The organism is Flavobacterium sp. C4GT6, assembly GCF_036347315.1.
In the GTDB taxonomy this organism is placed as follows: Bacteria; Bacteroidota; Bacteroidia; order Flavobacteriales; family Flavobacteriaceae; genus Flavobacterium.
In genome coordinates this window covers 47113-70922 of sequence record NZ_JAZGZU010000018.1, presented here as the reverse complement: position 1 = coordinate 70922, position 23810 = coordinate 47113, and the positions used below count along the sequence as shown (strand labels likewise).

Genomic DNA, 23810 nt, shown 5'->3' with positions numbered 1-23810 from the left:
TAAGTCATTCTTACCAGCTTCCACCGGCACCACCGCCACTAAAGCCGCCTCCGCCAAAGCCTCCGCCAAAACCGCCACCGGAACTTCCTCCAAAGCCGCTACCGCCACCGAAGCCGCCACCACGACCTAAGCTGCTCAATATTATTATATCGGCTAAGGTTGACCCTCCTGATCTGTTACCACGACCACCACCGCCACCGCCTCTGCGGGACAGTATGGAAATAATCACTATAAATAAAAATATAAAAAAGAAAACTAAACCGCCACCAACACCTTTTTCTCTTTTAGCCCCTCCTTTATATGTCCCTTTAAGTATTTCAATTATAGCATCAGTACCTTTATCAAGTCCTCTATAATAACTGCCTGCTTTAAATTCAGGAATAATTACACGTCTGGTCAATGTACCAACTACTCCGGCTGTAAGCTTATCTTCAACTCCATACCCTGGAGATATCCATATATTTCTTTCTTTTGCCGCCAGCAATATAAATACCCCATTATCTTCTTTCTCCTGCCCTACGCCCCATTCCTGAGCCCATTTGGGAGTTAAAAGACCTATATTCTCACCTTTAATAGTCTCTACAGTAACCACAACTATCTGGGTAGATGTAGTATCAGAGTATCGTACCAGTTTTTCTTCGAGCGCCCTCTTTTCAGAAGAGCTTAACAATCCTGCATAATCATAAACACTGGTTTGTTTATAGCCTTTAGGTTTAGGAGGTATTGTAAATTGCGCATATACTCCCTCAACAAGGAATAAACTTATAAGTAGTAGTAATAGAAATTTAATATTTTTCATTATCCTCTTGAAATTGTGTCAGGAAGCTCATTAATATCATCATCTTGATAAGGAAAATACTCTTTAAGCCTTACTCCTGCTTTTAAAATACCTTCTACCAAGCCTTCCTTATATCGTTTTTCTTTAAAATGGGAGATAACAACATCTTTGGTAGTATTCCAAAAATCTGCTTCTACAGCCTTATCAATACCCTCATCACCAATTATAGCAAAAGTATGATCACTAACCCCTACATAAAACAAAACTCCATTACGGGCTGCTGTAGTCTCCATACCTAATTGATAAAAAACCTCCTGAGCTCTTTCGAGTGGAGGTTTTTCTGAATGATTTTCGATATGTACTCTAATTTCTCCCGAAGTGTTTTTTTCGGCTTCCTTAATAGCATTCACTATTTGCTGCTCTTCGGCCGCATTTAAAAAATCTTCTGTTTCAGACATACATTTTATTTTATATCAAAATTAACTTCAGTTGGTGTTTCTGCACCTTCAACTGATTTAAAATATGGTTTTTCTTTATATTCCCCTAAGAATATTGAGTTAGGGAATTTTAAAACATAGTTGTTGTATGACTCAACACTCTCATTATATCTGGTACGTGCTGTCTGTATTGTATTTTCGGTAGAAGCAAGTTCATCCTGTAATTTAAGAAAGTTCTCATTACTCCTAAGTTGAGGATATGCTTCAACGGTAATATTTCCTAATAACGATCTAAATGATGACTGAACGTCATTTTGGGCTTTTGCATAGGCCGCAAGTTGCTCTGGCGTTGCGTTACTTGGATCTACCTGTACTGAATTAGCTCTCGATCTTGCTTCGGTAACAGCCGTAAAAGTACCTTTCTCAAAGTTTGCAGCGCCCTCTACAGTTTTAACAAGATTACCTATAAGATCATTTCTTCTCTGGTATGATGTTTCTACATTACCCCAATTCTTATCAACAGACTGTTTTTGAGCAATGGCACCATTTTTTATGCCCATTGTCCAAAAAAATCCTATACCTAGTATAACTACAATTACAATTACCGGAATTAACCACTTTTTCATTTATGTTTGTTTTTAAAGTTCGTTTTTAATGTTTAATAAACTTGTTTTGATAGCCTCTAATTTACGAATTATCTCAAACTTATCCAGAGTTTTTTTCTGTCCCTCCTTTAAGTGCACCTTAGCACCTTCAAGAGTAAACCCCCTCTCCTTTACCAAATGATATATAAGCTGTAGGTTTTTAACATCCTCAGGAGTAAACATCCTGTTGCCTTTGGCATTTTTCTTTGGTTTAAGGACATCAAATTCCTTATCCCAAAACCGTATAAGTGATGAGTTTACGTTAAAAGCAGTGGCGAGTTCGCCTATGCTGTAGTATCTTTTTTCAGGCAGATCTAAATGCATTAGTCAAGCGATTGGTTTTCCTGATTAGCTAATTTAGAAATTAAAACGTATTCTTTTGCAGAAATGTTTCCGTAATAGAAATTAATAGGGTTAATAACCTCTCCTCCTTTATGTACTTCATAGTGCAGGTGAGGTGCTTCAGACCTACCGGTACTACCTACAAAACCTATTACATCTCCCCTTTTCACCTTTTGTCCAACTTTTACATTGTATTTACTAAGGTGAGCATAAAGGGTTTCATAACCAAAACCATGCTTTATCACTATGTGATTACCGTAACCTGTAGCTTTACTATCGGCGCGCTGTACCACTCCGTCTCCCGTTGCATAGATGGGTGTTCCGGTTTTAGCCGAAAAGTCCATCCCCGCATGAAATTTCCTGATTTTGGTAAAAGGGTCACTCCTATATCCAAAACCTGAAGCCATGTGCCTCAAATCTTCATTCTTTACAGGCTGTATGGCAGGTATGGCAGCAAGTAACTGTTCTTTATCTTTTGCCAATTTTGCAATTTCATCAAGCGATTTAGACTGTACTGCAAGTTCTTTAAGCAGTACATTCAGCCTGTTTGTAGTATTAATTACAAGGTCAGAGTTATTATACCCTTCCAGTTCCTTATAACGGTTAACTCCTCCAAAACCGGCTTTGCGCTGTTCATCGGGTATTGCAGATGTATTAAAGTAAGCTCTGTACAAATCATTATCCCTGTCTTCAATAGCCTCAAGCGCAGCAGTAGCCTCTTCCATTTGCTTACTGATTATCTCATAGTTTACCTTAAGATTCTCTATCTCACGTGCCTGCAGCTTATCTTTAGGAGTTTCAAAAAACGGGGTATTTAAAAGCACCACAAAAGCCAAAAAACCAAAAAGTGCCGAAGACACTAAAAAAAGCGCCACAACACCAAGTCGTTTTCCCTTTTTGGGTTTAATTTTACGATAAGCCAGATTTTCTGTATCGTAATAATATTTTACCTTCGCCATGTTCTAATTTATTCTATTTTTGCACCTTAGATAAAAGGTTGTAAAATCGGGTATTTTGATAAACGAACAAATTTAGCAAATGTTACGGTTTTGCAGTGGTTTTTTTGAGCTAACTACACCTTTTTTAATTTTAATGAACATAAAACATTTTCATAAAGCATGAAATCTCAGGATATCAGGAAGCAGTTTTTAGATTTTTTTAAAGACAGAGGTCACTTAATCGTTCCTTCGGCACCTATTGTAACTAAAGACGACCCAACCCTTATGTTTAACAACTCGGGGATGGCACAGTTTAAGGAGTTCTTTTTAGGCAACGGTACGCCAAAAAGCAAAAGGATAGCCGATACCCAAAAATGTCTTCGTGTTTCAGGTAAACACAACGACCTTGAAGAGGTAGGCATTGACACTTACCACCATACCATGTTCGAAATGCTTGGTAACTGGAGCTTTGGCGATTACTTTAAAAAAGAAGCGATTCACTGGGCCTGGGAATTACTTACCATAGTTTACAAAATAGACAAAGACATACTTTATGTAACCGTTTTTGAAGGCAATAAGGAAGACAGCCTCCCAATGGACCAGGAGGCTTATGATATCTGGAAAGAACTTATCTCTGAAGACCGCATCCTTATGGGTAACAAAAAGGATAACTTCTGGGAAATGGGCGACCAGGGACCATGCGGACCATGTAGCGAGATACACGTAGACATCCGTTCTGCAGAGGAAAAAGCACAAAAAGCAGGTCGCGAACTTGTAAATGCCGATCATCCACAGGTTGTTGAGATATGGAATAACGTATTTATGGAGTTTAACCGTAAGGCCGACGGTTCGCTTGAAAAACTACCGGCACAACACGTGGATACAGGTATGGGCTTTGAGCGCCTTTGTATGGTTTTACAGGATGTACAGTCTAACTACGACACTGATGTATTTACTCCGCTTATCAACAATATAGAAAACCTTACAGGTAAAAAATACACAATAAAGGCTACTAACGATGAGGATGAAAAACTGAACATCGCCATCCGCGTTATTGCAGACCATGTTAGAGCTGTGGCTTTTGCCATTGCCGACGGTCAGCTGCCATCAAACAATGGTGCAGGTTATGTTATCAGGAGAATATTAAGAAGGGCTATCCGTTACGGATTTACTTTCCTTGATAAAAAAGAACCTTTCATTTTTGAACTGGTTGACACTTTAAGCAACCAGATGGGGGAATTTTTCCCTGAAATCAAATCACAAAAAACACTGGTTCAAAATGTAATTCGCGAAGAAGAAACTTCTTTCCTTAGAACATTAGACCAGGGATTACAGTTACTTGAAAACGTTATTGACTCTACCGAAGATAAAGTGGTTTCAGGACAAAAAGCTTTTGAACTGTATGACACATTTGGTTTCCCAATCGACTTAACAGCCCTTATCCTTAGAGAGAAAGGTTACAGTCTTGACGAAGCTGGTTTTGAAGCTGCAATGCAGGAACAAAAAGCCAGATCGAGAGCAGCATCGGAAGTTTCTACTGCCGACTGGACCATACTAACCGAAGGCAACACCGAAACTTTTGTAGGATACGATCAGTTAGAAAATGAGGTAAAAGTTACCCGTTACCGTAAAGTAGATTCTAAAAAAGACGGCACCATTTACCAAATAGTACTTAACAACACTCCGTTCTATCCTGAAGGTGGTGGTCAGGTAGGTGACAAAGGTAAACTGGTTTCGGCAAACGAAACTATTGAGGTGATTGACACTAAAAAAGAAAACAATCTTATATTACATATCACTAAAAAACTGCCTGAAAATATTAACAGTACATTTACTGCAAAGGTTGACGAGAAGCTACGTAATGATTCGGCAAGCAATCACTCTGCCACTCACCTGCTTCACCAGGCATTACGTTCTGTTTTAGGCACGCATGTAGAACAAAAAGGATCGTTAGTAAGTCCTAACTACCTGCGTTTTGACTTCTCCCACTTCTCAAAAGTAAGTAATGAGGAACTTAAACAGGTGGAAGACTTTGTAAACGCAAGAATACAGGAACATCTTCCGCTTATAGAAAGAAGAAGCATACCGTTCCAACAGGCTATTGACGAAGGAGCCGTGGCTTTATTCGGTGAGAAGTACGGAGATAATGTACGCGCCATTAAATTTGGCGAAAGCATGGAACTTTGCGGTGGTATACACGTTAAGAACACTGCCGATATATGGTATTTTAAAATTGTTAGCGAAAGTGCTGTAGCCGCTGGTATACGCCGCATTGAGGCTATTACTAACGAAGCGGTTAAAGAATACTTTGCCTCTCAGGAAAATGCGCTTAGCGAAATTAAAGCCGCTCTTAAAAATCCGCAGGATACACTTAAGGCTGTTGCTTCATTACAGGATGAGAATGCAAAACTTAAAAAACAGGTCGAAGCCCTACTTAAAGACAAAGCCAAAAATCTTAAAGGTGAGCTTGCTGCCGAACTACAGGAAATAAATGGTGTTAAATTCCTGGCAAAACAGGTAGATCTTGATGCTGCCGGAGCTAAAGACCTTATTTACGAACTGGGCAACCTTGGCAACAACCTGTTTATTGTACTTGCTACCGCACAGGACGACAAACCTATGTTAACCTGCTATATATCTAAGGAGCTTGTTGCAGATAAAGGTCTTAACGCCGGACAGGTAGTTCGTGAACTTGGAAAACACATACAGGGAGGCGGAGGCGGACAGCCGTTTTTTGCCACTGCCGGTGGTAAAAACGTAAACGGTATAAACGATGCCTTAGCTGCTGCTGCCGACTTTATAAAATAGTTTTTTATAATAAAATTATATTAAACGGTTTGTAACCTTAGTTTAGGATTACCGACCGTTTTTTTTATTTCTGTTTTTATTTTTTTTATATATTTACAATTAACCAACTAAACTAACAAACACCTTACTCATGAGAAATTTTCATTTTCTTTTAGTTACTGCATTACTTTTTTTGACCTCTTCATGCTCCGTAGACGATGGTGCGGGACCGGAAAACCCTGCACAAGAACCTGTATTGTATGAGCACCCTATGCCGAAAGACATAACAATAACATCTGCTGACGGAAGTATCAAATCCATGCATTTTGAATATGCCGACACCAACAGTTATAGTGGAAAAATCACAAAAATCACATATGAAGACGGCAGTTATGATGACTTTATTTATAATTATGATATCGGTTTGGTAGAATTAAACAGGGTGAAAAATGGTGAAACTATAGAATACACCCAGTTTGAGTATGATTCTTCTAATTTATTAAAAAAGAGACGATATGTGCTAAGGGAAGATGACGAACCATTGATGTACGTAACTACTTTCAGCCATAATACAAGTACTAAGACTCACATGAGACAACAATCAGAGAACGACCCGTTTTTTGAAGAACAAAGCATTTCTTTCCAAACTTACTTTAACCATTTTGTTTTCGTTGAAAACCTAAACAACAATACATCAAGTTCGTTTGAATATACTACCGAAACGTATTCTCCATATGTTTTTGTAACTAATCGTGAAAACCTACTATGGATATTTTTCTATATTACTGACAGAAACTGCACTATGGAAAGAAAATACATTGATGGTGTAAATGCAGGACAGGACAGGTATGACTACATTTATAATGAAGAAAAATTCCCTGTAGAAGTAAAAAAATACAACAACGCATCAAACGAGTTACTGGAAACCACAACTTATAGTTACTATAACCTGTAACGCAGATAAAAAATGTATTACTATTTTTGCCATATAAAAGCAACTATAGTATTATGCAATTCAGAACCCAAATACCTGTCCCAAAAAGTAACTCACCTATTAGTTATGATTCTGAGATAGTATCTTTGGGTTCTTGCTTTGCAGTTAATATGGGAGAGAAATTTAATTATTTTAAATTCCAAAACACGATAAACCCTTTCGGGATATTGTTTCATCCTGTCGCCTTAAGCAAGTTTATAAACTACACTCTTAACGAAAAGGAATTCACCGAAACAGATATTTTTTTCCACAATGAACGCTGGCATTGTTTTGACGCACACTCAGACTTTAGTAGCAACAGTAAAGAAGCTTTACTGGAAAACCTTAATCAAACAGTTAAAAACGGCTCACAAAAGCTTAAAACAGCTTCTCATCTTATTTTAACACTGGGCACGGCATGGGTTTACCGCTTAAACAAAAGCAACTCACTTGTTGCTAATTGCCATAAAGTACCTCAAAAGGAATTTAGTAAAGAGTTACTATCTGTTTCAGCGATAAAAGAAGCTTTATCAAATATCATTGAGAATATCACTAAAGTAAATCCTGCTATCAGTATCACTTTTACCATTTCACCGGTAAGACATATTAAAGATGGTTTTACTGAAAACCAATGGAGTAAAGCGAACCTCATCACCGCTGTTCATGAAATAATAAAGGAAAACAGTAATAACATCAGTTACTTCCCGTCGTATGAAATTATGATGGACGAGTTAAGAGATTATCGTTTTTATGCCGAAGACATGATACACCCTAACCAAATAGCCATTGATTATATTTGGGAACGTTTTTGTGAGAGCAACATTACTGAAGAGACTTTTAAAACCATGAAAGAGGCCGACGCCATACAAAAAGGACTTCAACACAGATCCTTTAACCCGGAGTCAGATCAGCACAAAGCCTTCTTAGCAAAGCTTGAACAGAAAATCATAGCTTTACAGAAAAAGCACCCGCATATTGTATTCCAATAAAAAAGGGCGCTTAAAGCACCCTTTTTGGTATTAGGAAATTTTTTCTTTTTCAAATATAAGTTCGAGTCCGCCATCAACTAAGTGAGCTACCTCAGGTCGTTTTTTCTTTACCTCATCAAGATGAAGCATTACCTTATTAAGCAATTCTTCCTGTTTGTTTTTATGTAAAAGTTCGGCTATCTCAACAGATAACAACCAATCGTTAGGATGACTCTCTTTCACTTTGGTAAATATAGCTTCAACATTACCTGTAGCACCACCTCTTATGTCTCTAACATTTTGATACAAACCTTCCAGCTCCTGTCTCTCTGGCGATTTTTTTGCTTTTATGGTTTGGCTTGAAGGCACATGTGTAATAAGATCGAAACTGTTCACATCGGCAGGACCAGAGAAAGCAGAAACCACCTTCTTACCTACCGCCATATCATAAGTACCCCATTCCGGCTGGAACAACACAGTATCACCATGAGTAACAGTACAGTCTTTAAAGCTTATCAGGATTATTTTCCCCTGTATGTTTCTGGTTCCGGTTATAATCTCACCGCTTACAGTTACATCTCCTTCAAATTCAAGAGTAACTCTTTCGCCTTCATACACACCATATGCTTTTAAGTCACGCGGACTCATATCTTCAATCGCTAGGTTAATTCCTTTAAGTTTACCTACAGGACTACCAAAACCTTCGGCATGGTAAGATTTACCGTGACCTACCAGTTCTTTTTCCCTGTAAGCAAGCGCTGTACCACCGGTACATTGCAGGTAAATTGGTTTACCTTCGTTCTCTATAACATTAGAGAAAACTCCTGAAATCTGTACTCCTGTACTAAGTTCAACAGTACCTAAGGCGTTAGAATTAATCAGTTTCTGAACTCCCGAAAGTCCTCCGGTACGTAAAGCCATTTTATTAGCAAACTCCTCAAGCACTAAACTCAAATGAGCAAAATCAGGCGTTACAAAAAGTTGCGGCTGCGGTTTTGTAATATCAAAACTCTGGTAAGCAGCATTAATATCGTATGGTAATTTGGTAACATTATCAGTCATACACCAGGCACTTTCACCAATAGACGAAAGCAATCCTGCACCATATATTTTAGGGTCTTCAACCGTACCTATAAGTCCGTACTCCACTGTCCACCAGTGTAGGTTACGTATAAGTGCCATTTCACTAAGCTCACCTAAATCGTTTTGAAGTTCGTCTACCCTTTTCCCGGCAGCTTCAATTTCATCCTGCGGAGTACCCTCAGCCTCTTTCAAAATGGAAAGCAACCTTATAGCCTCATAAATCTCGTAGTCCCTAGCTGATGAAATAGCCTTACAGCCAATTTCACCAAACCTTCTAAGGTACTCGGCATATTCCGGGTTTGCAATAATAGGCGCATGCCCTGCCCCTTCATGAATAATATCGGGAGCCGGGGTATATTCTATATGTTCAAGCTGACGGATATCTGAAGCTATAACAAGTACGTTATACGCCTGAAACTCCATAAAGGCATTAGGCGGAATAAAACCATCTACCGCTACGGCAGCCCATCCTATTTCCTTTAGTATCCTGTTCATACCATACATACTTGGTATGCTGTCTACCTCAATACCTGTTTTTTTAAGACCATCCAAATAAGAACTGTGAGCTACTTTACTAAGATAATCCACATTTTTACGCATAACATAGCGCCAAACTGCCTGGTTTATGGGAGTATACTCTTCATAATCCTGTGGTTTAATAAACTGTTTCAGGTGCTTAGGCAACCTGTCTATCAACGGATTACTTTCAATAGTAGCATTCATAATATTGTAGTCTTAGTAATTGAGGTAAAATTACGAAATTCTCAATTAATTTCTATCATATAAAAAAAATCAATTGTTAATGTCTGAAAATTAAACTCAATTTTAAATAAATTCGAATAAAAACGAAACTTTAACATTCTACAATTACAATAAAGCCTTGTATTTTCAGTTTTATTTTTACTTTTACGAACCTTAAACATTAATTAATTTTTAAATTTTCATTATGAAAAAACTTTTTTGCTTTTTAGCTATTGCAGCTACAGCAGCTTTTACATCGTGTAGTAGCGATGACGATTCAGGAAACAACGATAACGGTGGCGGTGGCGACGTAGTAACGGGAATTACCCTTACTTCAAGTTCATCTACTGTTACTTTAGGTAGTGCTTTTACTTTTACAGTAAAAAACAACCTGAACGAAGATGTAACTGCAGCTTCAACTATCTATGTAGACGATACAGCTCTTGAAGGTAACACTTACATTGCTGCTGCTGCTGGTACTTACACTGTACACGCTACTAACGGTGACTTTACAAGTGCAGATGTAACTGTAACTGTAACTGAAGAAACTGCTACTGTTCTTACAATCACTGTTTCTAACGACTATTTCGTAGTTGGCGGTGAGGTTAGCTTTACAGCTGCTACTGATCTATCTGACGATGTAACTGGAGATGCTACTTTCTATGTAAACGGTAACGCTATTGAAGGAAGTACTTTCACAGCTACTGAAGCAGGTGAGTATGAAGTTTATGCCACTTTAGGAGATCTAACTAGCGTAACTGCTACTTTCACTGCTGCTGAAGAAGCTACTGAAGCTAGTGATTCTTTCATCGTTGACGGTCTTAACTACGAAACTCCATTCTTCCTAATAGGTGGTAGCAACGGTGTTTTCTACTATGAAGAAACACCTGAAGAGTACTTCACAAGATGGAACTTTACTTTCCTTGACCAACAAGGTGAAGGAGAAAATGCTACATACCCAAATCTTGTTGACATCACATTTGACATCGATATCGAGCCATCTTCATATGACGAAGAAAACAATCCATTATTCACAATAGCATATCCTACAGTTGGTGAGTACACTTGGACAGGTGAAGACATCGTAAACTTTAACGTTGTTTACAATAACAACAGCTTATTAGATGAAAACACTACAGCTGCTGACATTACAGAAGTTACTTTAAACATCACTGCAATATCGATAGCTGAAACTGAAGGTGAAGCTTCTACAGTTGAAGCTAACTACACTATCACTTTAGCAAACGGTACAGTTGTAACAGGTGAATTTAGTGGTGAAATTTCTGGTTCTTATGACAACTCACAACAAGGTAGAGGTGTTAACACTAGAAACGTTCCTTTTGTAAAAGGTACACCTACACTACGTAAATTATAATAATATAATTTCAATAAATAAAAGCCGCTCAATGAGCGGCTTTTTTTTATATATGTATTTAACGCATATGTTAAAATCAAAATGTGATTAGGTTTTAAAATGTTAAAAAAATAAATTTACACAACCTAAATCAAAAAAACCTTACCTAAAATGAAAAGACCAACCAAAACCTTTTCACATACTATAATCCCATATAGTACATTTTCTTTCCCAAACATTTTATCTGCTATACATTTCCATACTTAGACACAGTAAGGCATATAAACCTGATAGTAATACTCATTCTTATTAGCCAATATATTAAAAGCGCTCTTTAGCTAAAGAAAGCGCTTGGCATTCTATTACCCGTACAAATCAAAACCAAATATTAACATTAAATTTTTACAAAATGAAAAAATCATTTCTTTTAGCTTTTGGACTACTATCAATGGGAGCATTTGCTCAAAACACCTTTCCATCATCAGGCGATGTAGGAATAGGAACATCTTCTCCAATAGTTGACCTGGAAGTCCTGGATGCAAGCTTGCTACTTCCAATTGGAAATTCCAATTACAACTATGCATATTTTGGTAATCGTATAACAAGTCGTAATACAACATCAGCCTCAGGACTGCTAATTAAAAAAAAGAGTACTCTCAATACTTTCCCTGACCCTACTACAACATCAATGATATTACAAACCGTAGGAGGCAACTTTGACGCAGCAACAAACACCTATACCCTAAGCTCCTATTTAGAATTTAATGCTAAACAAACTGCAAACATGTCGAGAGCAGCTGTTACGTTTGGATATCAGGATAATGAATTAATGAGACTCAGTCGTGACGGTAAAGTAAGAATAAGCTCTACTGATATTGCCACACCTGCCGGCTACAGACTATATGTTGAAGACGGTATACTTACTGAAAAAGTTAGAGTAGCTGTAGAAGGAACTGCCGACTGGGCTGATTATGTATTTGCAGACAATTACAACCTTATGCCACTTAATGAAGTAGAGGCTTTCACTAAAGAAAACAAACACTTACCTAATGTACCATCGGCTGAAGATGTAGTAAATCAAGGTTTAGACGTTGCACAAATGGATGCTAAGCTACTCGAAAAAATTGAAGAGCTTACACTTTACCTAATTGAGCAAAACAAACAGATTGAAGAACTTAAAGCCGAAATCAAAGAGCTTAAGGAGCAGGATAAAGAGTAATATAAGTTTAACATAAAAACAGTAAACATGAAAAACTTATATATATACACTCTGCTAACACTTTTGTGTTGCTTAAGTGGTTTTTCCCAAACAGAGGATTATATAAAAACCGAAAAGGAAAGAATTAAAAAAGCTCAGGAAATTGAACATAAAATTGAGAGCTTTATATACCAAAACCTTCAGAAGTTTTCATTAACCCCAGAAAAGGAAGAACAGGTAAAAAATTCAGTTATTGAAGAAAGTAAAGAACACGGACATGAAGTGTTTGACGGTACTATCGAATCTGCCATTTTAGAGATTAAAAAGGATGAATTAAGAAAACTTTACCTGAAAGAAAATCCTGAAGCTAAAATCACCTTAAAAGCAACACCTGTACCGCTTTCTGTTCCTGCCGATTGTATTAACGGAGACTTTGAAGACGGTATTGCAGGATACACCTTTACCAGATGGAGACCAACAGTGAATTTTAATATTGTAGACTGTAACGTAGACACATCAGGCCCTGAATATGATCCCTTTACCCCTACAGGAACCAATAATTTTACTCAGGAAGGCGCTACACTTGTGACCCCAGGTTTTGACCCTACTCTTGCATCTCATGGCATCCAAATGCCTACCGTAAACAATGGTAACTTTGCTCTTAAACTAAATAGAAGTTCCGGTTCAAGAGATATAACTACCGCTTCAAGACAAATTATACCTTCAGACAACATTGTAGCGTTCTCGTTTTCCCTGATTATAGGCAATCCACATCCTACCACACCAGACGTGCAACCTTTCTTTACTGCCCGTATTTATAACGGAAACGGAGACATTATAAGTAACAATCCTATTTGCATTAAAGCCGATGCCAATAATAGCATTTTTGAGCCACAGGTTGGTTCAGGTCAGGCAGCAATATTATATACCGGTTGGATATGCGACAGGCTTACCATACCAAGTGAATATGTGGGTCAGCCATTACGCCTTGAATTTGTAATGACTGACTGTGGACTTGGCGCCCATTTTGGAACTGTTTATCTTGACGATATTTGTGGTACCACCTGCGACAATCCACCTTTTGGATCTATACAGCTAAACGATCAGGGATATAACTGCCCTACTGATCCTTTTGATGTATGTGGTACACTTACAGACCCCGAAGGCTCTGTACTTAGCTCAGTTGTATTAAATATACTTGATGAAAACGGAAGTATTTTTACCAGCGTTACTAACCCTACAATGAATGGCAGTGCATTTTGTTTTGAAGTTGATCCTGCGGTATTCAATAATACAGGGGAATATACTTTCCAGGTAATCGCCACCTACACAATAGTAACTTTTGTTTATACACTTTCGGCAACGGGAGCAACAGAAGCAACAGATTTAAGCTTCTCTAACGGAGCTAACATCCTCAACTCTTATGTAATTGAAGGCCAGTTATACTGGACAGACTCCGATGTTAGTTATGACTTAGAGTTTGTAGGAGACCCTACATGCTGCCCAGACGTTACTCATACCAACCCAAGAACAAATTATTTTGCAACTACTGTAGAGGAAAATAACATCAACCTTTACTACGTAGCTTATATGCTGAATTACGAATGTTTTAGATGGCGTATTAGAACAAGTTGCGGGAACTGGTCTGAATGGTGTTGTTTAACGACATCACAGGGTAACGACTTCCCTCCGGAAGCTGACTGGGGTAACCCTTATGAACCTGCCTGTTATGACGAAAATACAAACCTATGCGAGCAGTATTTATATGAAGATGAAAATGTACCGGCTGACGAGACATCATTTGAACAACGTGAAATTAGTATTACTGCTGTAAATACTATCAACGCCAATAATGGTAGAGCGATTTACAAAGCAGGTCATTTTGTAGAATTACTACCTGATTTCCATGCTGAATACGGAAGTTTCCTTATTGCAGAAATTGAAGAATGTGTACCACAAACAATATTCAACAATATCGCACTTAAATCTCTCGACGGAGGATTACAGGAAATTGCCCTTGTACAGCAAAGCTTACAGCCTGAAAATGGGTTTAAGGTATACCCTAATCCAACCAATGGTAGTATAACTGTACAGTTTGAAGAGGATGTAAATGAGTTTATCCTGTATGACGTTACCGGAAAACAATTAATGAATATTTCAAACACTTCAGAAAATGAAGCAGAAATTGATCTTTCCAATCTTGCACCGGGAGTTTACTTCCTAACTGCAGACGGAGCACCTATTCAAAAAATTGTAAAGAACTAATTTACCTTACACCATAAAACTAAAAAGCCGCTCAATGAGCGGCTTTTTTTATTTCTTATTGTCTTTTTGTGGCGGGAACTGAGCAAGTATATTAGAAACAAATTCTTTTATACGTTCCTCCTTCTTATCTCGGTCCAGTGTTAAAACTCCGGTACCTACCCCCTGCCACACTAAATCTTTTTTCCTGGTATCTATAAGGTCTATATACAACGTACCTTCGGTTGATGTGCTAACAGTGGTATAGTTACCTCCCCAGCCCCAGGGATAACCGTAATAGCCTCCCCAGCCCCAGCCTCCATAAAACTGGTTTACATTGACTTCTTTACGGGCTTTGGTAAAAAAGTTCACCATAAAATCAGGATTTTCACTTTTAGTAAATCCTTTTTTGGCAAACTCTTCATCAATGGCACGAAGAATCCTTTTCTTGTCAAGGTCAGATATATCAGCCTTATCTATACCCGGCTGAAAATAAGCATACGTCCTGTAAGTATTAAATTCGACAGCATCATCATAATCAGCAGCTACTTTAATAGAATTACAGGAACCTGCAAGGACCAAAACAAATAGTAACGATAGCAATTTTATTGTTTTCATAATCCAAAGAGTTAATAGTTCTTATTAATATACAAACTAATAACCTGCTCTTTGTGATTATTAGCCCAACAATGCGTCGTCTACCATATTAGGCATAGTCACTTTTAAAAGTGGCTGCACTTCCATTGCTCGTTTTATAGCAAAAACAGCCCCTTCGTTTCTCGCCCATCCTCTTCTTGCGATACCATTATTCACATCCCAGAAAAGCATTGATTCTAAACGTCTTGACGCATCTTTAGAACCATCAAGAACCATACCAAATCCGCCATTCATAACCTCTCCCCAGCCTACGCCTCCACCGTTGTGGATGCTTACCCAGGTAGCTCCCCTAAAGCTGTCGCCTATCACATTGTGGATAGCCATATCAGCAGTAAAGCGGGAACCGTCATAAATATTGGAAGTTTCACGGTAAGGAGAATCAGTACCAGATACATCGTGGTGGTCACGTCCTAAAACAACATAACCTATCTCTCCCTTAGCGATTGCCTGGTTAAAAGCTTCGGCAATTTTAATTCTTCCTTCTGCATCTGCATAAAGAATACGTGCCTGAGACCCCACTACAAGTTTGTTTTCCTGAGCTCCTTTAATCCATTTTATATTATCCTGCATCTGCTGTTTAATTTCAGTAGGTGCCGTTTTAGACATCTCCTCTAGTATATTTAACGCAATAGCATCGGTCTTGGCAAGATCTTCAGGTTTTCCTGAAGCACATACCCAACGGAACGGACCAAATCCATAATCAAAGCACATAGGCCCCATTATATCCTGTACATAACTTGGATATTTAAAATCGATACCGTTTTCAGCCATAATATCGGCTCCTGCGCGCGAAGCCTCTAGCAGGAATGCATTACCATAGTCAAAGAAATAAGTACCCTTAGCTGTGTGCTTATTGATTGCTGCAGCATGTCTTCTAAGTGTTTCCTGTACTTTTTCCTTAAAGGTTTCCGGCTCTTCAGCCATAAGCCTGTTAGATTCCTCAAAACTGATTCCGGCCGGGTAATATCCTCCCGCCCACGGATTGTGAAGCGAGGTTTGATCACTACCTAAATCAATATATATATCTTCTTCATCAAATTTCTCCCATACATCTACTATATTACCCTGATAAGCAATAGATACAACTTCTTTATTGACTTTTGCCTCAAGCACCCTTTTCACTAGAGCATCGGTATCGGTCACTACTTCATCAACCCATCCCTGAGAATGACGTGTATGAACTGCTTTCGGGTTAACTTCGGCACAAACCGTAATACAACCCGCAATGTTACCTGCTTTTGGCTGAGCACCACTCATACCACCAAGACCGGAAGTAACAAATACTTTTCCTTCAAGACCTTCTCCGTTTTTAGAGATTTTTCTACCACCGTTCATAACTGTAATAGTAGTACCGTGTACAATACCCTGCGGACCTATATACATATAACTACCGGCAGTCATTTGCCCGTACTGAGTAACACCAAGCGCATTGAATTTTTCCCAATCGTCCGGTTTAGAGTAGTTAGGAATCATCATACCGTTTGTAACAACCACCCTTGGCGCATCTTTATGCGAAGGGAACAATCCCATTGGGTGACCTGAATACATAACAAGCGTTTGTTCTTCGGTCATTTCACTAAGGTATTTCATAACCAGCCTGTACTGTGCCCAGTTTTGAAACACCGCACCGTTACCACCATAGGTAATAAGCTCATGAGGGTGTTGTGCCACAGCATAGTCCAGATTATTTTGTATCATCAGCATAATGGCTTTTGCCTGCTCTGATTTCCCCGGATATTCTGAAATAGGCCTTGCATACATTTCGTAATCAGGACGAAAACGGTACATGTAAATACGTCCGTATTTCTCCAGCTCATCAGCAAATTCTTTAGCCAGTTCGGCATGGTGCTGCGGTTCAAAATAACGTAATGCATTGCGTAATGCCAGTTTCTTTTCTTCTGCCGAAAGTATTTCCTTACGCTTAGGCGCATGGTTAATAGTTAGGTCATACGGCTTCGGTTGTGGTAACACCGAAGGGATTCCTTCCTGTATCTGCTCCTTAAATGTCATAGTCTCAGTATTCAGTTGTTAGTGTTCGTTTCTTATTACCTTTAGCAACATAAGCTGTTGTTATAGGCAAGTGCTTATTTCTTTTTAAATGTTCCGGTATTTTTATCGTAGCCGTAGGCACAATGCCTGCAGCCGTTTTTACAGCAATAGCCTCTTTTTAAATGAAACTTTTCAGTAAAAACTTTATAGCCTTCGGGTGTAAGATAATAATCTTCACCTTCTATTAATTTATTTTCAGAATTTTGCCCACTCATGCGCGCAAATTTATGAACTTTACATTTAATGATGGTAATTGTATCTAAATATTTAATTCCGAAAGGATATACTGCAATAACCCTATTCCCTTTTATCATTTTAAGAAAAGAGGAATATAAGGAGAATGCAATTTTGCTTAATCATGAAAAAATCCATTTAAGGCAACAGCTTGAATTGCTTATACTGCCTTTTTATCTTTGGTATTGTATTGAATTCCTTATACGCTTAGTGATACACAAAAAATGGCATAAAGCTTATAGAAACATAAGCTTTGAACGGGAAGCTTATGCTAAAGAAAACGCTCCCGGTTACCTAAAAAACAGAAGACTACTTTCTTTCATATTATTCATTTAAAAACCAAAATTACCAACAACACAATATTTATTAAGCCAATTAATTATACATTTACCATTACAAACACTAAAAAAATAATTATGAACATTAACTGGCTTGCAGTTTTAGTAGCTGCATTATCTACACTTGTTGTAGGTTTTATTTGGTACAACCCAAAGGTTTTTGGTACCGCATGGATGAAGGAAACAGGCATGACTGAAGAAAAAGCAAAAGGCGCTAACATGTTTAAAATTTTTGGTATGGCTATACTTTTTGCTTTTTTTATCTCATTTATCCTGCAATTTATGGTAATTCACCAGTTTGGACCTATGGGCATGGTAGGCGGACCTGATTTCTTTGCTTCAGCAAAACCGTCTTACGCTGCTTTTATGGCTGATTACGGAGGTGCATACAGAACTTTTAAACACGGGGCACTTCATGGCTTTATGGCCGGACTCTTTTTTGCCCTTCCTGTTATCGGCACCAATGCTCTTTTTGAAAGAAAAAGTGCTAAATACATACTGATTAACGGAGGCTACTGGATTGTATGCTGTACCATTATAGGAGGCATAGTTTGCTCATGGCCTCTAACCAAATAAAAATATAACACAATAAAAATCTCCCGAAGGAGATTTTTTTATTTTCTTTGCTTCACTTTGAACACCACATTTTCTTATACTATTTTCAAATCGGCGCAATCCCTTCCTCATGAATGGGACAATATTGCTGCGCAAAATATTTTCCTTTCCAAAAACTACCTCTCGGTACTCGAAAATGCTTCGCCTGCAAACATGGAATGTCACTTTATTGGCTTATTTAAAAATGACATCCTTTGCGGTATTGCCATAGCACAGTATATAGACCTTACCAGAATAAACACTTTTGGTGAAGAACAGGAGAAAAGATTCAACATTAAGGATTACCTGTTCAAAAAGTTTTCGTCACACATCCTTATTTTAGGAAACAACAAACTTACCGGACAAAACGCCTATTGCCTAAACCATGACATTGAGGAAAAAGTAGCGCTATCATTATTTAAACAGGCACTTAAAAAATTACGAAAACAGTACCTAAAAAAATGCACTCCTATTAACCTCACACTGGTAAAGGATTTTAATAAAAAAGAACTGCCCGAGTTTAACACTGCAGGGTTTAAGAACTACTATCAGTTTTGTACACAGCCCAACATGATTTTTGATATTATGCCTGGATGGGAATCTGTAGATGATTATCTGGTCGCACTCAACACCAAGTACAGGACACAATATAACCGAGCTCGCAAAAAAGCAGAAGGGATAGAGAAAAGAAAACTTAACGAACAGGAAATAAAAGAACAGGAAAACCGTATCCATGAACTATACTTAACCGTAGCACAAAACGCTCCGTTCAATACCTTTTTCCTGCCTAAGGGGCATTTTTACACTTTTAAGCAACAACTAAAAGACAGGTTTCTATTTTATGGCTATTTCTCTGGCGACACCTTAATAGGGTTCAGCACCCTTATTAAAAACAACAGTGATATGGATACCTATTTTTTAGGTTATGACGAGACCATACAAAAAGAAAAAATGTTATACCTCAATATGCTATATGACATGGTAGCCTACGCTATAAAAAAACAGTTTAAGCATGTAATTTTTGCCCGATCGGCTATGGAGATAAAAAGCTCAGTAGGCGCCCATCCCGAAGAGGTATATGGTATTATTAAGCATCATAATTCACTACTCAATATTTTTATGAGCAGGCTATTCCCCTATTTTGACCCTAAAATACAATGGAAACAGCGTAATCCGTTTAAGTAGCAACGGGCACAGCGACCTTCATCTGTTTGTGCAGTATTTTAATATCAAGTCGGTCTATTTCTCCGCAAAACTCTCCGTCTATCTGAAAACACACAGGAACATCGGTAGTTATAAGAGCTTCATCTGTAGATATAATTTCCACGTCCTCACTTTTATCCAAGGGCATTTTACCTGCCAATATACGCCCTATAAAAAACACATCCAGGCTTTTTAGTATTACAATCTCAAATTTACCGTCATCCATTTTCCCAACCGGATTTATGGTTACACCGGTACCATAGCGCTGAGTATTGGCAATAACAACCATACGCGCCTTGGTTTCAACCGTATCTCCGTTTGCTTCAATAATCACATGAAAAGGATCACGAAGCTCGGTTAGGGTATTTAAAGCCTGAAGCATATACCCCAACTTACCTCGTACATTACTATTCTCGTAATTACGTATCAGTTCGGCATTAACCCCTATATCACTTAAATGCAGACTCTTTTTATTGTTAATACTCACCATATCCATCTCCATATAACCTCCGTTAAAGGCAATTTCAAGATTCCCCTCCACATCTTCAGGCAATTTCAGGTCAACCGAAAGTCCGTTTGCCGACCCGGCAGGCAGCACTCCAATTACCACATCCTCATGACCTATGGCTTCGGCTATCATTTTTACAGAACCGTCTCCACCTGCCACTATAACCCTTTTGGGTTTATGTTTTTCGTAAAGTTCCTTAATCCTGCTTTCATCATCTTTACCCGTAGTTTCATATTCAAGTAACAAAACATCCTGATTTTTGGCATATTCACGGGCAGCCTCTATCAGGTCTGTTTTATCGTTACCTCCTGCTATGGGATTTACCACTAGTAAATATTCCTTTTGCGCTTTCATTTTCTTTTTTCATTAAATTTAATTAATTTACAGCAACGAACCTTCTTACAAAAATCATAAATTTTAATGAAACCAATTTTACGATTGTACCGCGGCTATGCCAATGAAGATGAACTAATAGTTTTTGGTCACGTATTTAAACCCAACAAATCCAATAGTTATGAGTTTGAGAAGAAGCGCTTTAAGAATGCTAAGTCCATTATCAGGATGTTCAGGCTAAAGACAATAGCAAATGCCGACGTGTATCTTGAACATAACGGCAGGAAAATACACACCAAAACACTTGATGACGGCTACTTTAAGTTTTGTATCCCTTTAAAAGAGAAAATAGGCCATGGCTGGAACGATTACCATGTAAGCACCACCTATAAAGGAAAACAAGTTAGGGAGCACGGTACTTACATAAGACCTTATGAGGGCAACTTGGGCTTTATATCTGATATTGATGACACCTTTTTAATATCGCACACCCGTAACCTTTTCAAAAAGCTTTACATCCTTTTATGGAAAAACATTAACGGTCGTAAAATTTTTGAGGGAGTAGTCCCCCATTATCAGGCATTAAGTACCGCGGGGCGTAATAAGAAAGATGAAAAGAATGCTTTTTTTTATGTTTCCAGTAGCGAATGGAACCTTTATAAATTTATTGTGAAGTTTACCGAGATTCACGAACTGCCACGTGCCGTACTCCTTTTAAAGGATATTAAAACCAGCCTGATGGACTTTTTTGTTACCGGGCGTGGAAATCACGGACATAAGTTTGATAAAATAAAACACATACTGGAATTTTATCCCCACTTGGAATACACCCTTTTAGGAGATGATTCACAAGATGATCCTTACCTGTATGAGCACATCTGTAAAATATTTCCTGTAACGGTAAGAGCAGTATACATAAGGCAAACCGGACACAGTAAAAAAGATAAAACTAAAAAGGCACTTAAAAACATTGAATCATTAAACATTGCCACCTGTTACTTTAAAGAAAGCCATGAAGCTATTAAACACTCTAAAAAAATAGGCCTTATTCAGTAAACTTTAAGTTTACCTTACCTCTTTTTTAACAATTTAAACCTTACCTTTATCATGTAACCTTTTTAAATACCTAAGTGATTATGAAAAGATTAATGATTTTATCAGGAATTATGGCTATGTTATTTGTAGCATCCTGTAAGGACAAAAAAGAGACACCACCAACACCGGCCCCGGTAGAAAACCCGGCACCTCCGGCAACGCCACAACCAACAACAACAGCTCCTGCTGAAGAAGAGCCTGACGGAACTTCAATAAGCATTAGCAAAGACGGAGTTAGTTATGAGAACAAAAATGGTGACAGCGAGAGTAAGGTAAATGTCTCAGGAAAAGATTCTGAGGTAGAAATAAAAACCAAAGAATAAAAAAAGCCCTGCTAATGCAGGGCTTTTTTTATTGCAAACTTTCCAGTTCTTCCTGAACGGTTTCCCATTCTTCCATCAAACCTTCAAGATCTTTTTTCTTTTTCTCATAGGCAGAAAAAAATGAAGCATCAGCCATGAGTTTCTCATAATCGGTTTCCAGTCGTCTGTCATCTTTCTGAATATCGCTTTCCAGACTTTGTATCTGCCCTTCAATTTTATTCAGTCTGTTTTGCAGGGTTTTGTTCTTTTTCTGATCCTCATAAGAAACCTGCTGTTTTACCTCCTTAGGACCTTCTTTTACAACAACATCTTTTTTCTCCACCTCTCTCATATTCTGAAGGTTTCGCTGTTCCAGATAGAAGTTAATATCACCCAGGTATTCTCTTATTTTCCTGTCCTTAAACTCATAAACGGTATTAGCCATTCCCTGAAGGAAGTCCCTGTCGTGAGACACAAGCAGTAAAGTACCCTCAAATTTCTTTAGGGCTGCCTTTAAAACATTTTTAGACTTAATATCAAGGTGATTAGTAGGCTCATCCATTACAAGCACGTTAATTGGCTGTAAAAGCATTTTACAAAGCGCCAAACGGTTTCTTTCTCCTCCCGAAAGCACTTTTACTTTTTTCTCAACATCATCTCCCCTAAAAAGGAATGCACCAAGCATATCTCTAACCTTAGATCTATTAGTATCGGTTGCGGCATTTTCCATGGTTTCCAAAAGTGTAATCTCACCATCTAGATATTCTGCCTGATTTTGAGCAAAATACCCTAACTGAACGTTATGTCCCAATTTTATATTACCGGTATAGTCAATTTCCTCAACAATAGCTTTTATCAGTGTAGATTTACCCTGACCATTTTGCCCCACAAAAGCAATTTTACTTCCGCGTTCAATAAGCAGGTCAATATCACTCAATATGGTTTTCTCTCCATACTTTTTAGTCACATTTTCGGCTTCAACCACAACCCTACCCGGAGTAACAGAAACAGGGAAAGAAATATTCATAACTGAATTATCGTCTTCATCAACCTCAATACGGTCTATTTTATCCAGTTTCTTGATAAGCGACTGTGCCATGGAAGCCTTAGAGGCTTTTGCCCTGAATTTTTCAATCAGCTTCTCTGTCTGCTCAATCTTCTTCTCCTGATTCTTTTGTGTAGCGAGTTGTTTTTCCCTTATCTCCTCCCGTAGGACCAAGTATTGGGTATAAGGTTTATTAAAATCGTATATCTTACCAAGTGATATTTCGATAGTTCTGTTTGTTACATTATCAAGGAACATCTTATCGTGCGATACAATGATTACCACCCCCGGATAGTTACGTAAAAACTGCTCTAACCAAATGATACTCTCAATATCAAGGTGGTTGGTAGGCTCATCCAGCAGAAGCACATCATTATATTGAAGCAGAAGCTTTGCCAGCTCGATTCTCATTCGCCATCCGCCCGAAAAGGTATCGGTTAACTTATCAAAATCCTCTCGCTTAAAACCAAGACCTAAAAGTATCTTCTCGGTATCTCCTACATAGTTATACCCTCCCAGTATTTCGTAGTGGTGTGTATGATCACTTAAATCTTCTATCAGCTTAGAATACGATTCACTTTCATAATCTGTTCTTGTGGTAAGCTGCTCATTGATTTCTTCAATCTTAGCCTCAGCCCTCTTAATCTCCTCAAAAGCCTGATACGCCTCCTCAAGCACAGTTCTTCCTCTCACAAAATCAATATCCTGGCGCAGGAAACCTATTTTAACCTCTTTCTCAGTAGCGATCACACCCGAATCTGGTGGTATATCGCCCGAAAGGATTTTTAGCATGGTAGACTTACCGGCACCGTTTTTACCAACTAGTCCTACCCTGTCTCCGGCACCAAGTCTAAAGGTTACTTCTTCAAACAAATAAGTTCCGCCAAAAGAAACCGATAAATTATGTATGTTAAGCATTATCTGTTTTTATTTAATTGTAAATTTGTATGAAAATCAAATTTTTTGCA

General features: G+C 38.1%; 22 protein-coding genes. 11 read left to right on the top strand and 11 right to left on the bottom strand.

The window, feature by feature from the left end:
* Window positions 1-10: 10 nt before the first annotated feature.
* From V3Z67_RS16570 to V3Z67_RS16550, 5 genes are read right to left on the bottom strand one after another with little or no spacing between them, the layout of a single operon-like run.
* Window positions 11-799, bottom strand: coding sequence for a TPM domain-containing protein (locus V3Z67_RS16570; protein WP_330444375.1), 789 nt, complete (start codon window positions 797-799; stop codon window positions 11-13).
* Complete coding sequence (locus V3Z67_RS16565) at window positions 799-1236, bottom strand: TPM domain-containing protein (RefSeq protein ID WP_330444374.1); 438 nt, start codon at window positions 1234-1236, stop codon at window positions 799-801. The genes V3Z67_RS16570 and V3Z67_RS16565 overlap by 1 nt, the downstream gene beginning before the upstream one ends.
* 5 nt (window positions 1237-1241) lie before the next feature.
* Window positions 1242-1841: a LemA family protein gene (locus V3Z67_RS16560; protein ID WP_330444373.1), complete on the bottom strand. Its 600-nt coding sequence runs from the start codon at window positions 1839-1841 to the stop codon at window positions 1242-1244.
* Between the two features lie 12 nt (window positions 1842-1853).
* Window positions 1854-2183: a MerR family transcriptional regulator gene (locus V3Z67_RS16555; RefSeq protein WP_035135955.1), complete on the bottom strand. Its 330-nt coding sequence runs from the start codon at window positions 2181-2183 to the stop codon at window positions 1854-1856.
* Window positions 2183-3160: a M23 family metallopeptidase gene (locus V3Z67_RS16550; RefSeq protein ID WP_330444372.1), complete on the bottom strand. Its 978-nt coding sequence runs from the start codon at window positions 3158-3160 to the stop codon at window positions 2183-2185. The genes V3Z67_RS16555 and V3Z67_RS16550 overlap by 1 nt, the downstream gene beginning before the upstream one ends.
* Window positions 3161-3319: 159 nt before the next feature.
* Between V3Z67_RS16550 and alaS the strand changes: the two genes are divergently transcribed.
* From alaS to V3Z67_RS16535, 3 genes are all read left to right on the top strand, one after another.
* On the top strand, window positions 3320-5947 hold the full coding sequence (gene alaS / locus V3Z67_RS16545; RefSeq protein WP_330444371.1) for an alanine--tRNA ligase: 2628 nt from the start codon (window positions 3320-3322) through the stop codon (window positions 5945-5947).
* A gap of 130 nt (window positions 5948-6077) precedes the next feature.
* Complete coding sequence (locus tag V3Z67_RS16540) at window positions 6078-6881, top strand: hypothetical protein (RefSeq protein WP_330444370.1); 804 nt, start codon at window positions 6078-6080, stop codon at window positions 6879-6881.
* A gap of 53 nt (window positions 6882-6934) precedes the next feature.
* Complete coding sequence (locus tag V3Z67_RS16535) at window positions 6935-7888, top strand: GSCFA domain-containing protein (protein WP_330444369.1); 954 nt, start codon at window positions 6935-6937, stop codon at window positions 7886-7888.
* A gap of 30 nt (window positions 7889-7918) precedes the next feature.
* On the opposite strand, the gene V3Z67_RS16530 is transcribed toward V3Z67_RS16535, so the two are convergent.
* The gene (locus V3Z67_RS16530) at window positions 7919-9673 is read right to left on the bottom strand and encodes an aromatic amino acid hydroxylase (RefSeq protein ID WP_330444368.1); all 1755 of its coding nucleotides are present in this window, start codon (window positions 9671-9673) and stop codon (window positions 7919-7921) included.
* Window positions 9674-9896: 223 nt separating this feature from the next.
* Between V3Z67_RS16530 and V3Z67_RS16525 the strand changes: the two genes are divergently transcribed.
* From V3Z67_RS16525 to V3Z67_RS16515, 3 genes are all read left to right on the top strand, one after another.
* On the top strand, window positions 9897-11066 hold the full coding sequence (locus V3Z67_RS16525) for a hypothetical protein (protein WP_330444367.1): 1170 nt from the start codon (window positions 9897-9899) through the stop codon (window positions 11064-11066).
* A gap of 388 nt (window positions 11067-11454) precedes the next feature.
* On the top strand, window positions 11455-12264 hold the full coding sequence (locus V3Z67_RS16520; RefSeq protein WP_330444366.1) for a hypothetical protein: 810 nt from the start codon (window positions 11455-11457) through the stop codon (window positions 12262-12264).
* A gap of 27 nt (window positions 12265-12291) precedes the next feature.
* A complete protein-coding gene (locus V3Z67_RS16515) occupies window positions 12292-14508 on the top strand; it encodes a T9SS type A sorting domain-containing protein (RefSeq protein ID WP_330444365.1) in 2217 nt (738 codons plus the stop codon).
* Window positions 14509-14556: 48 nt separating this feature from the next.
* On the opposite strand, the gene V3Z67_RS16510 is transcribed toward V3Z67_RS16515, so the two are convergent.
* From V3Z67_RS16510 to V3Z67_RS16500, 3 genes are all read right to left on the bottom strand, one after another.
* Window positions 14557-15102 (bottom strand): DUF4136 domain-containing protein, encoded by a 546-nt coding sequence (locus V3Z67_RS16510; protein WP_330444364.1) that lies wholly within the window; start codon window positions 15100-15102, stop codon window positions 14557-14559.
* 60 nt (window positions 15103-15162) lie between these two features.
* Entirely contained in the window at window positions 15163-17151 is a 1989-nt protein-coding gene (locus V3Z67_RS16505; RefSeq protein ID WP_330444363.1) for a urocanate hydratase, read from the bottom strand.
* A 74-nt stretch (window positions 17152-17225) separates the two neighbouring features.
* Window positions 17226-17405 (bottom strand): DUF5522 domain-containing protein, encoded by a 180-nt coding sequence (locus V3Z67_RS16500; RefSeq protein ID WP_035135946.1) that lies wholly within the window; start codon window positions 17403-17405, stop codon window positions 17226-17228.
* A 31-nt stretch (window positions 17406-17436) separates the two neighbouring features.
* On the opposite strand from V3Z67_RS16500, the gene V3Z67_RS16495 reads away from it, so the two are divergent.
* The 3 genes from V3Z67_RS16495 (at window position 17437) to V3Z67_RS16485 (ending at window position 19541) form a co-directional block, all read left to right on the top strand.
* Entirely contained in the window at window positions 17437-17760 is a 324-nt protein-coding gene (locus V3Z67_RS16495; RefSeq protein WP_330444386.1) for a hypothetical protein, read from the top strand.
* Window positions 17761-17840: 80 nt separating this feature from the next.
* Window positions 17841-18338: a DUF1761 domain-containing protein gene (locus V3Z67_RS16490; protein ID WP_330444362.1), complete on the top strand. Its 498-nt coding sequence runs from the start codon at window positions 17841-17843 to the stop codon at window positions 18336-18338.
* Window positions 18339-18395: 57 nt separating this feature from the next.
* Window positions 18396-19541, top strand: a complete 1146-nt coding sequence (locus tag V3Z67_RS16485) for an 8-amino-7-oxononanoate synthase (RefSeq protein WP_330444361.1) — start codon at window positions 18396-18398, stop codon at window positions 19539-19541.
* Here V3Z67_RS16485 and V3Z67_RS16480 read toward each other — a convergent pair.
* Window positions 19534-20421: a diacylglycerol/lipid kinase family protein gene (locus V3Z67_RS16480; RefSeq protein WP_330444360.1), complete on the bottom strand. Its 888-nt coding sequence runs from the start codon at window positions 20419-20421 to the stop codon at window positions 19534-19536. The two genes, V3Z67_RS16485 and V3Z67_RS16480, sit on opposite strands and share 8 nt — an antisense overlap.
* 66 nt (window positions 20422-20487) lie before the next feature.
* Here V3Z67_RS16480 and V3Z67_RS16475 point away from each other — a divergent pair, with 66 nt between their 5' ends.
* Together V3Z67_RS16475 and V3Z67_RS16470 are read left to right on the top strand one after the other, a co-directional pair.
* On the top strand, window positions 20488-21456 hold the full coding sequence (locus V3Z67_RS16475; protein WP_330444359.1) for an App1 family protein: 969 nt from the start codon (window positions 20488-20490) through the stop codon (window positions 21454-21456).
* 80 nt (window positions 21457-21536) lie between these two features.
* The gene (locus V3Z67_RS16470; RefSeq protein ID WP_330444358.1) at window positions 21537-21818 is read left to right on the top strand and encodes a hypothetical protein; all 282 of its coding nucleotides are present in this window, start codon (window positions 21537-21539) and stop codon (window positions 21816-21818) included.
* Window positions 21819-21846: 28 nt separating this feature from the next.
* On the opposite strand, the gene V3Z67_RS16465 is transcribed toward V3Z67_RS16470, so the two are convergent.
* Entirely contained in the window at window positions 21847-23760 is a 1914-nt protein-coding gene (locus V3Z67_RS16465; RefSeq protein WP_330444357.1) for an ABC-F family ATP-binding cassette domain-containing protein, read from the bottom strand.
* Window positions 23761-23810: the final 50 nt, after the last annotated feature.

What these genes read in the sequence shown, in the direction of transcription:
- V3Z67_RS16510 (WP_330444364.1), bottom strand. Translation starts at nt 15,102, where the DNA reads ATGAAAACAATAAAATTGCTATCGTTACTATTTGTTTTGGTCCTTGCA.
- V3Z67_RS16505 (WP_330444363.1), bottom strand. Translation starts at nt 17,151, where the DNA reads ATGACATTTAAGGAGCAGATACAGGAAGGAATCCCTTCGGTGTTACCA.
- V3Z67_RS16495 (WP_330444386.1), top strand. Translation starts at nt 17,437, where the DNA reads ATGGTAATTGTATCTAAATATTTAATTCCGAAAGGATATACTGCAATA.
- V3Z67_RS16465 (WP_330444357.1), bottom strand. Translation starts at nt 23,760, where the DNA reads ATGCTTAACATACATAATTTATCGGTTTCTTTTGGCGGAACTTATTTG.
- V3Z67_RS16550 (WP_330444372.1), bottom strand. Translation starts at nt 3,160, where the DNA reads ATGGCGAAGGTAAAATATTATTACGATACAGAAAATCTGGCTTATCGT.
- alaS (WP_330444371.1), top strand. Translation starts at nt 3,320, where the DNA reads ATGAAATCTCAGGATATCAGGAAGCAGTTTTTAGATTTTTTTAAAGAC.
- V3Z67_RS16555 (WP_035135955.1), bottom strand. Translation starts at nt 2,183, where the DNA reads ATGCATTTAGATCTGCCTGAAAAAAGATACTACAGCATAGGCGAACTC.
- V3Z67_RS16525 (WP_330444367.1), top strand. Translation starts at nt 9,897, where the DNA reads ATGAAAAAACTTTTTTGCTTTTTAGCTATTGCAGCTACAGCAGCTTTT.
- V3Z67_RS16475 (WP_330444359.1), top strand. Translation starts at nt 20,488, where the DNA reads ATGAAACCAATTTTACGATTGTACCGCGGCTATGCCAATGAAGATGAA.
- V3Z67_RS16500 (WP_035135946.1), bottom strand. Translation starts at nt 17,405, where the DNA reads ATGAGTGGGCAAAATTCTGAAAATAAATTAATAGAAGGTGAAGATTAT.
- V3Z67_RS16565 (WP_330444374.1), bottom strand. Translation starts at nt 1,236, where the DNA reads ATGTCTGAAACAGAAGATTTTTTAAATGCGGCCGAAGAGCAGCAAATA.
- V3Z67_RS16535 (WP_330444369.1), top strand. Translation starts at nt 6,935, where the DNA reads ATGCAATTCAGAACCCAAATACCTGTCCCAAAAAGTAACTCACCTATT.
- V3Z67_RS16560 (WP_330444373.1), bottom strand. Translation starts at nt 1,841, where the DNA reads ATGAAAAAGTGGTTAATTCCGGTAATTGTAATTGTAGTTATACTAGGT.
- V3Z67_RS16530 (WP_330444368.1), bottom strand. Translation starts at nt 9,673, where the DNA reads ATGAATGCTACTATTGAAAGTAATCCGTTGATAGACAGGTTGCCTAAG.
- V3Z67_RS16480 (WP_330444360.1), bottom strand. Translation starts at nt 20,421, where the DNA reads ATGAAAGCGCAAAAGGAATATTTACTAGTGGTAAATCCCATAGCAGGA.
- V3Z67_RS16520 (WP_330444366.1), top strand. Translation starts at nt 11,455, where the DNA reads ATGAAAAAATCATTTCTTTTAGCTTTTGGACTACTATCAATGGGAGCA.
- V3Z67_RS16470 (WP_330444358.1), top strand. Translation starts at nt 21,537, where the DNA reads ATGAAAAGATTAATGATTTTATCAGGAATTATGGCTATGTTATTTGTA.
- V3Z67_RS16490 (WP_330444362.1), top strand. Translation starts at nt 17,841, where the DNA reads ATGAACATTAACTGGCTTGCAGTTTTAGTAGCTGCATTATCTACACTT.
- V3Z67_RS16570 (WP_330444375.1), bottom strand. Translation starts at nt 799, where the DNA reads ATGAAAAATATTAAATTTCTATTACTACTACTTATAAGTTTATTCCTT.
- V3Z67_RS16540 (WP_330444370.1), top strand. Translation starts at nt 6,078, where the DNA reads ATGAGAAATTTTCATTTTCTTTTAGTTACTGCATTACTTTTTTTGACC.
- V3Z67_RS16515 (WP_330444365.1), top strand. Translation starts at nt 12,292, where the DNA reads ATGAAAAACTTATATATATACACTCTGCTAACACTTTTGTGTTGCTTA.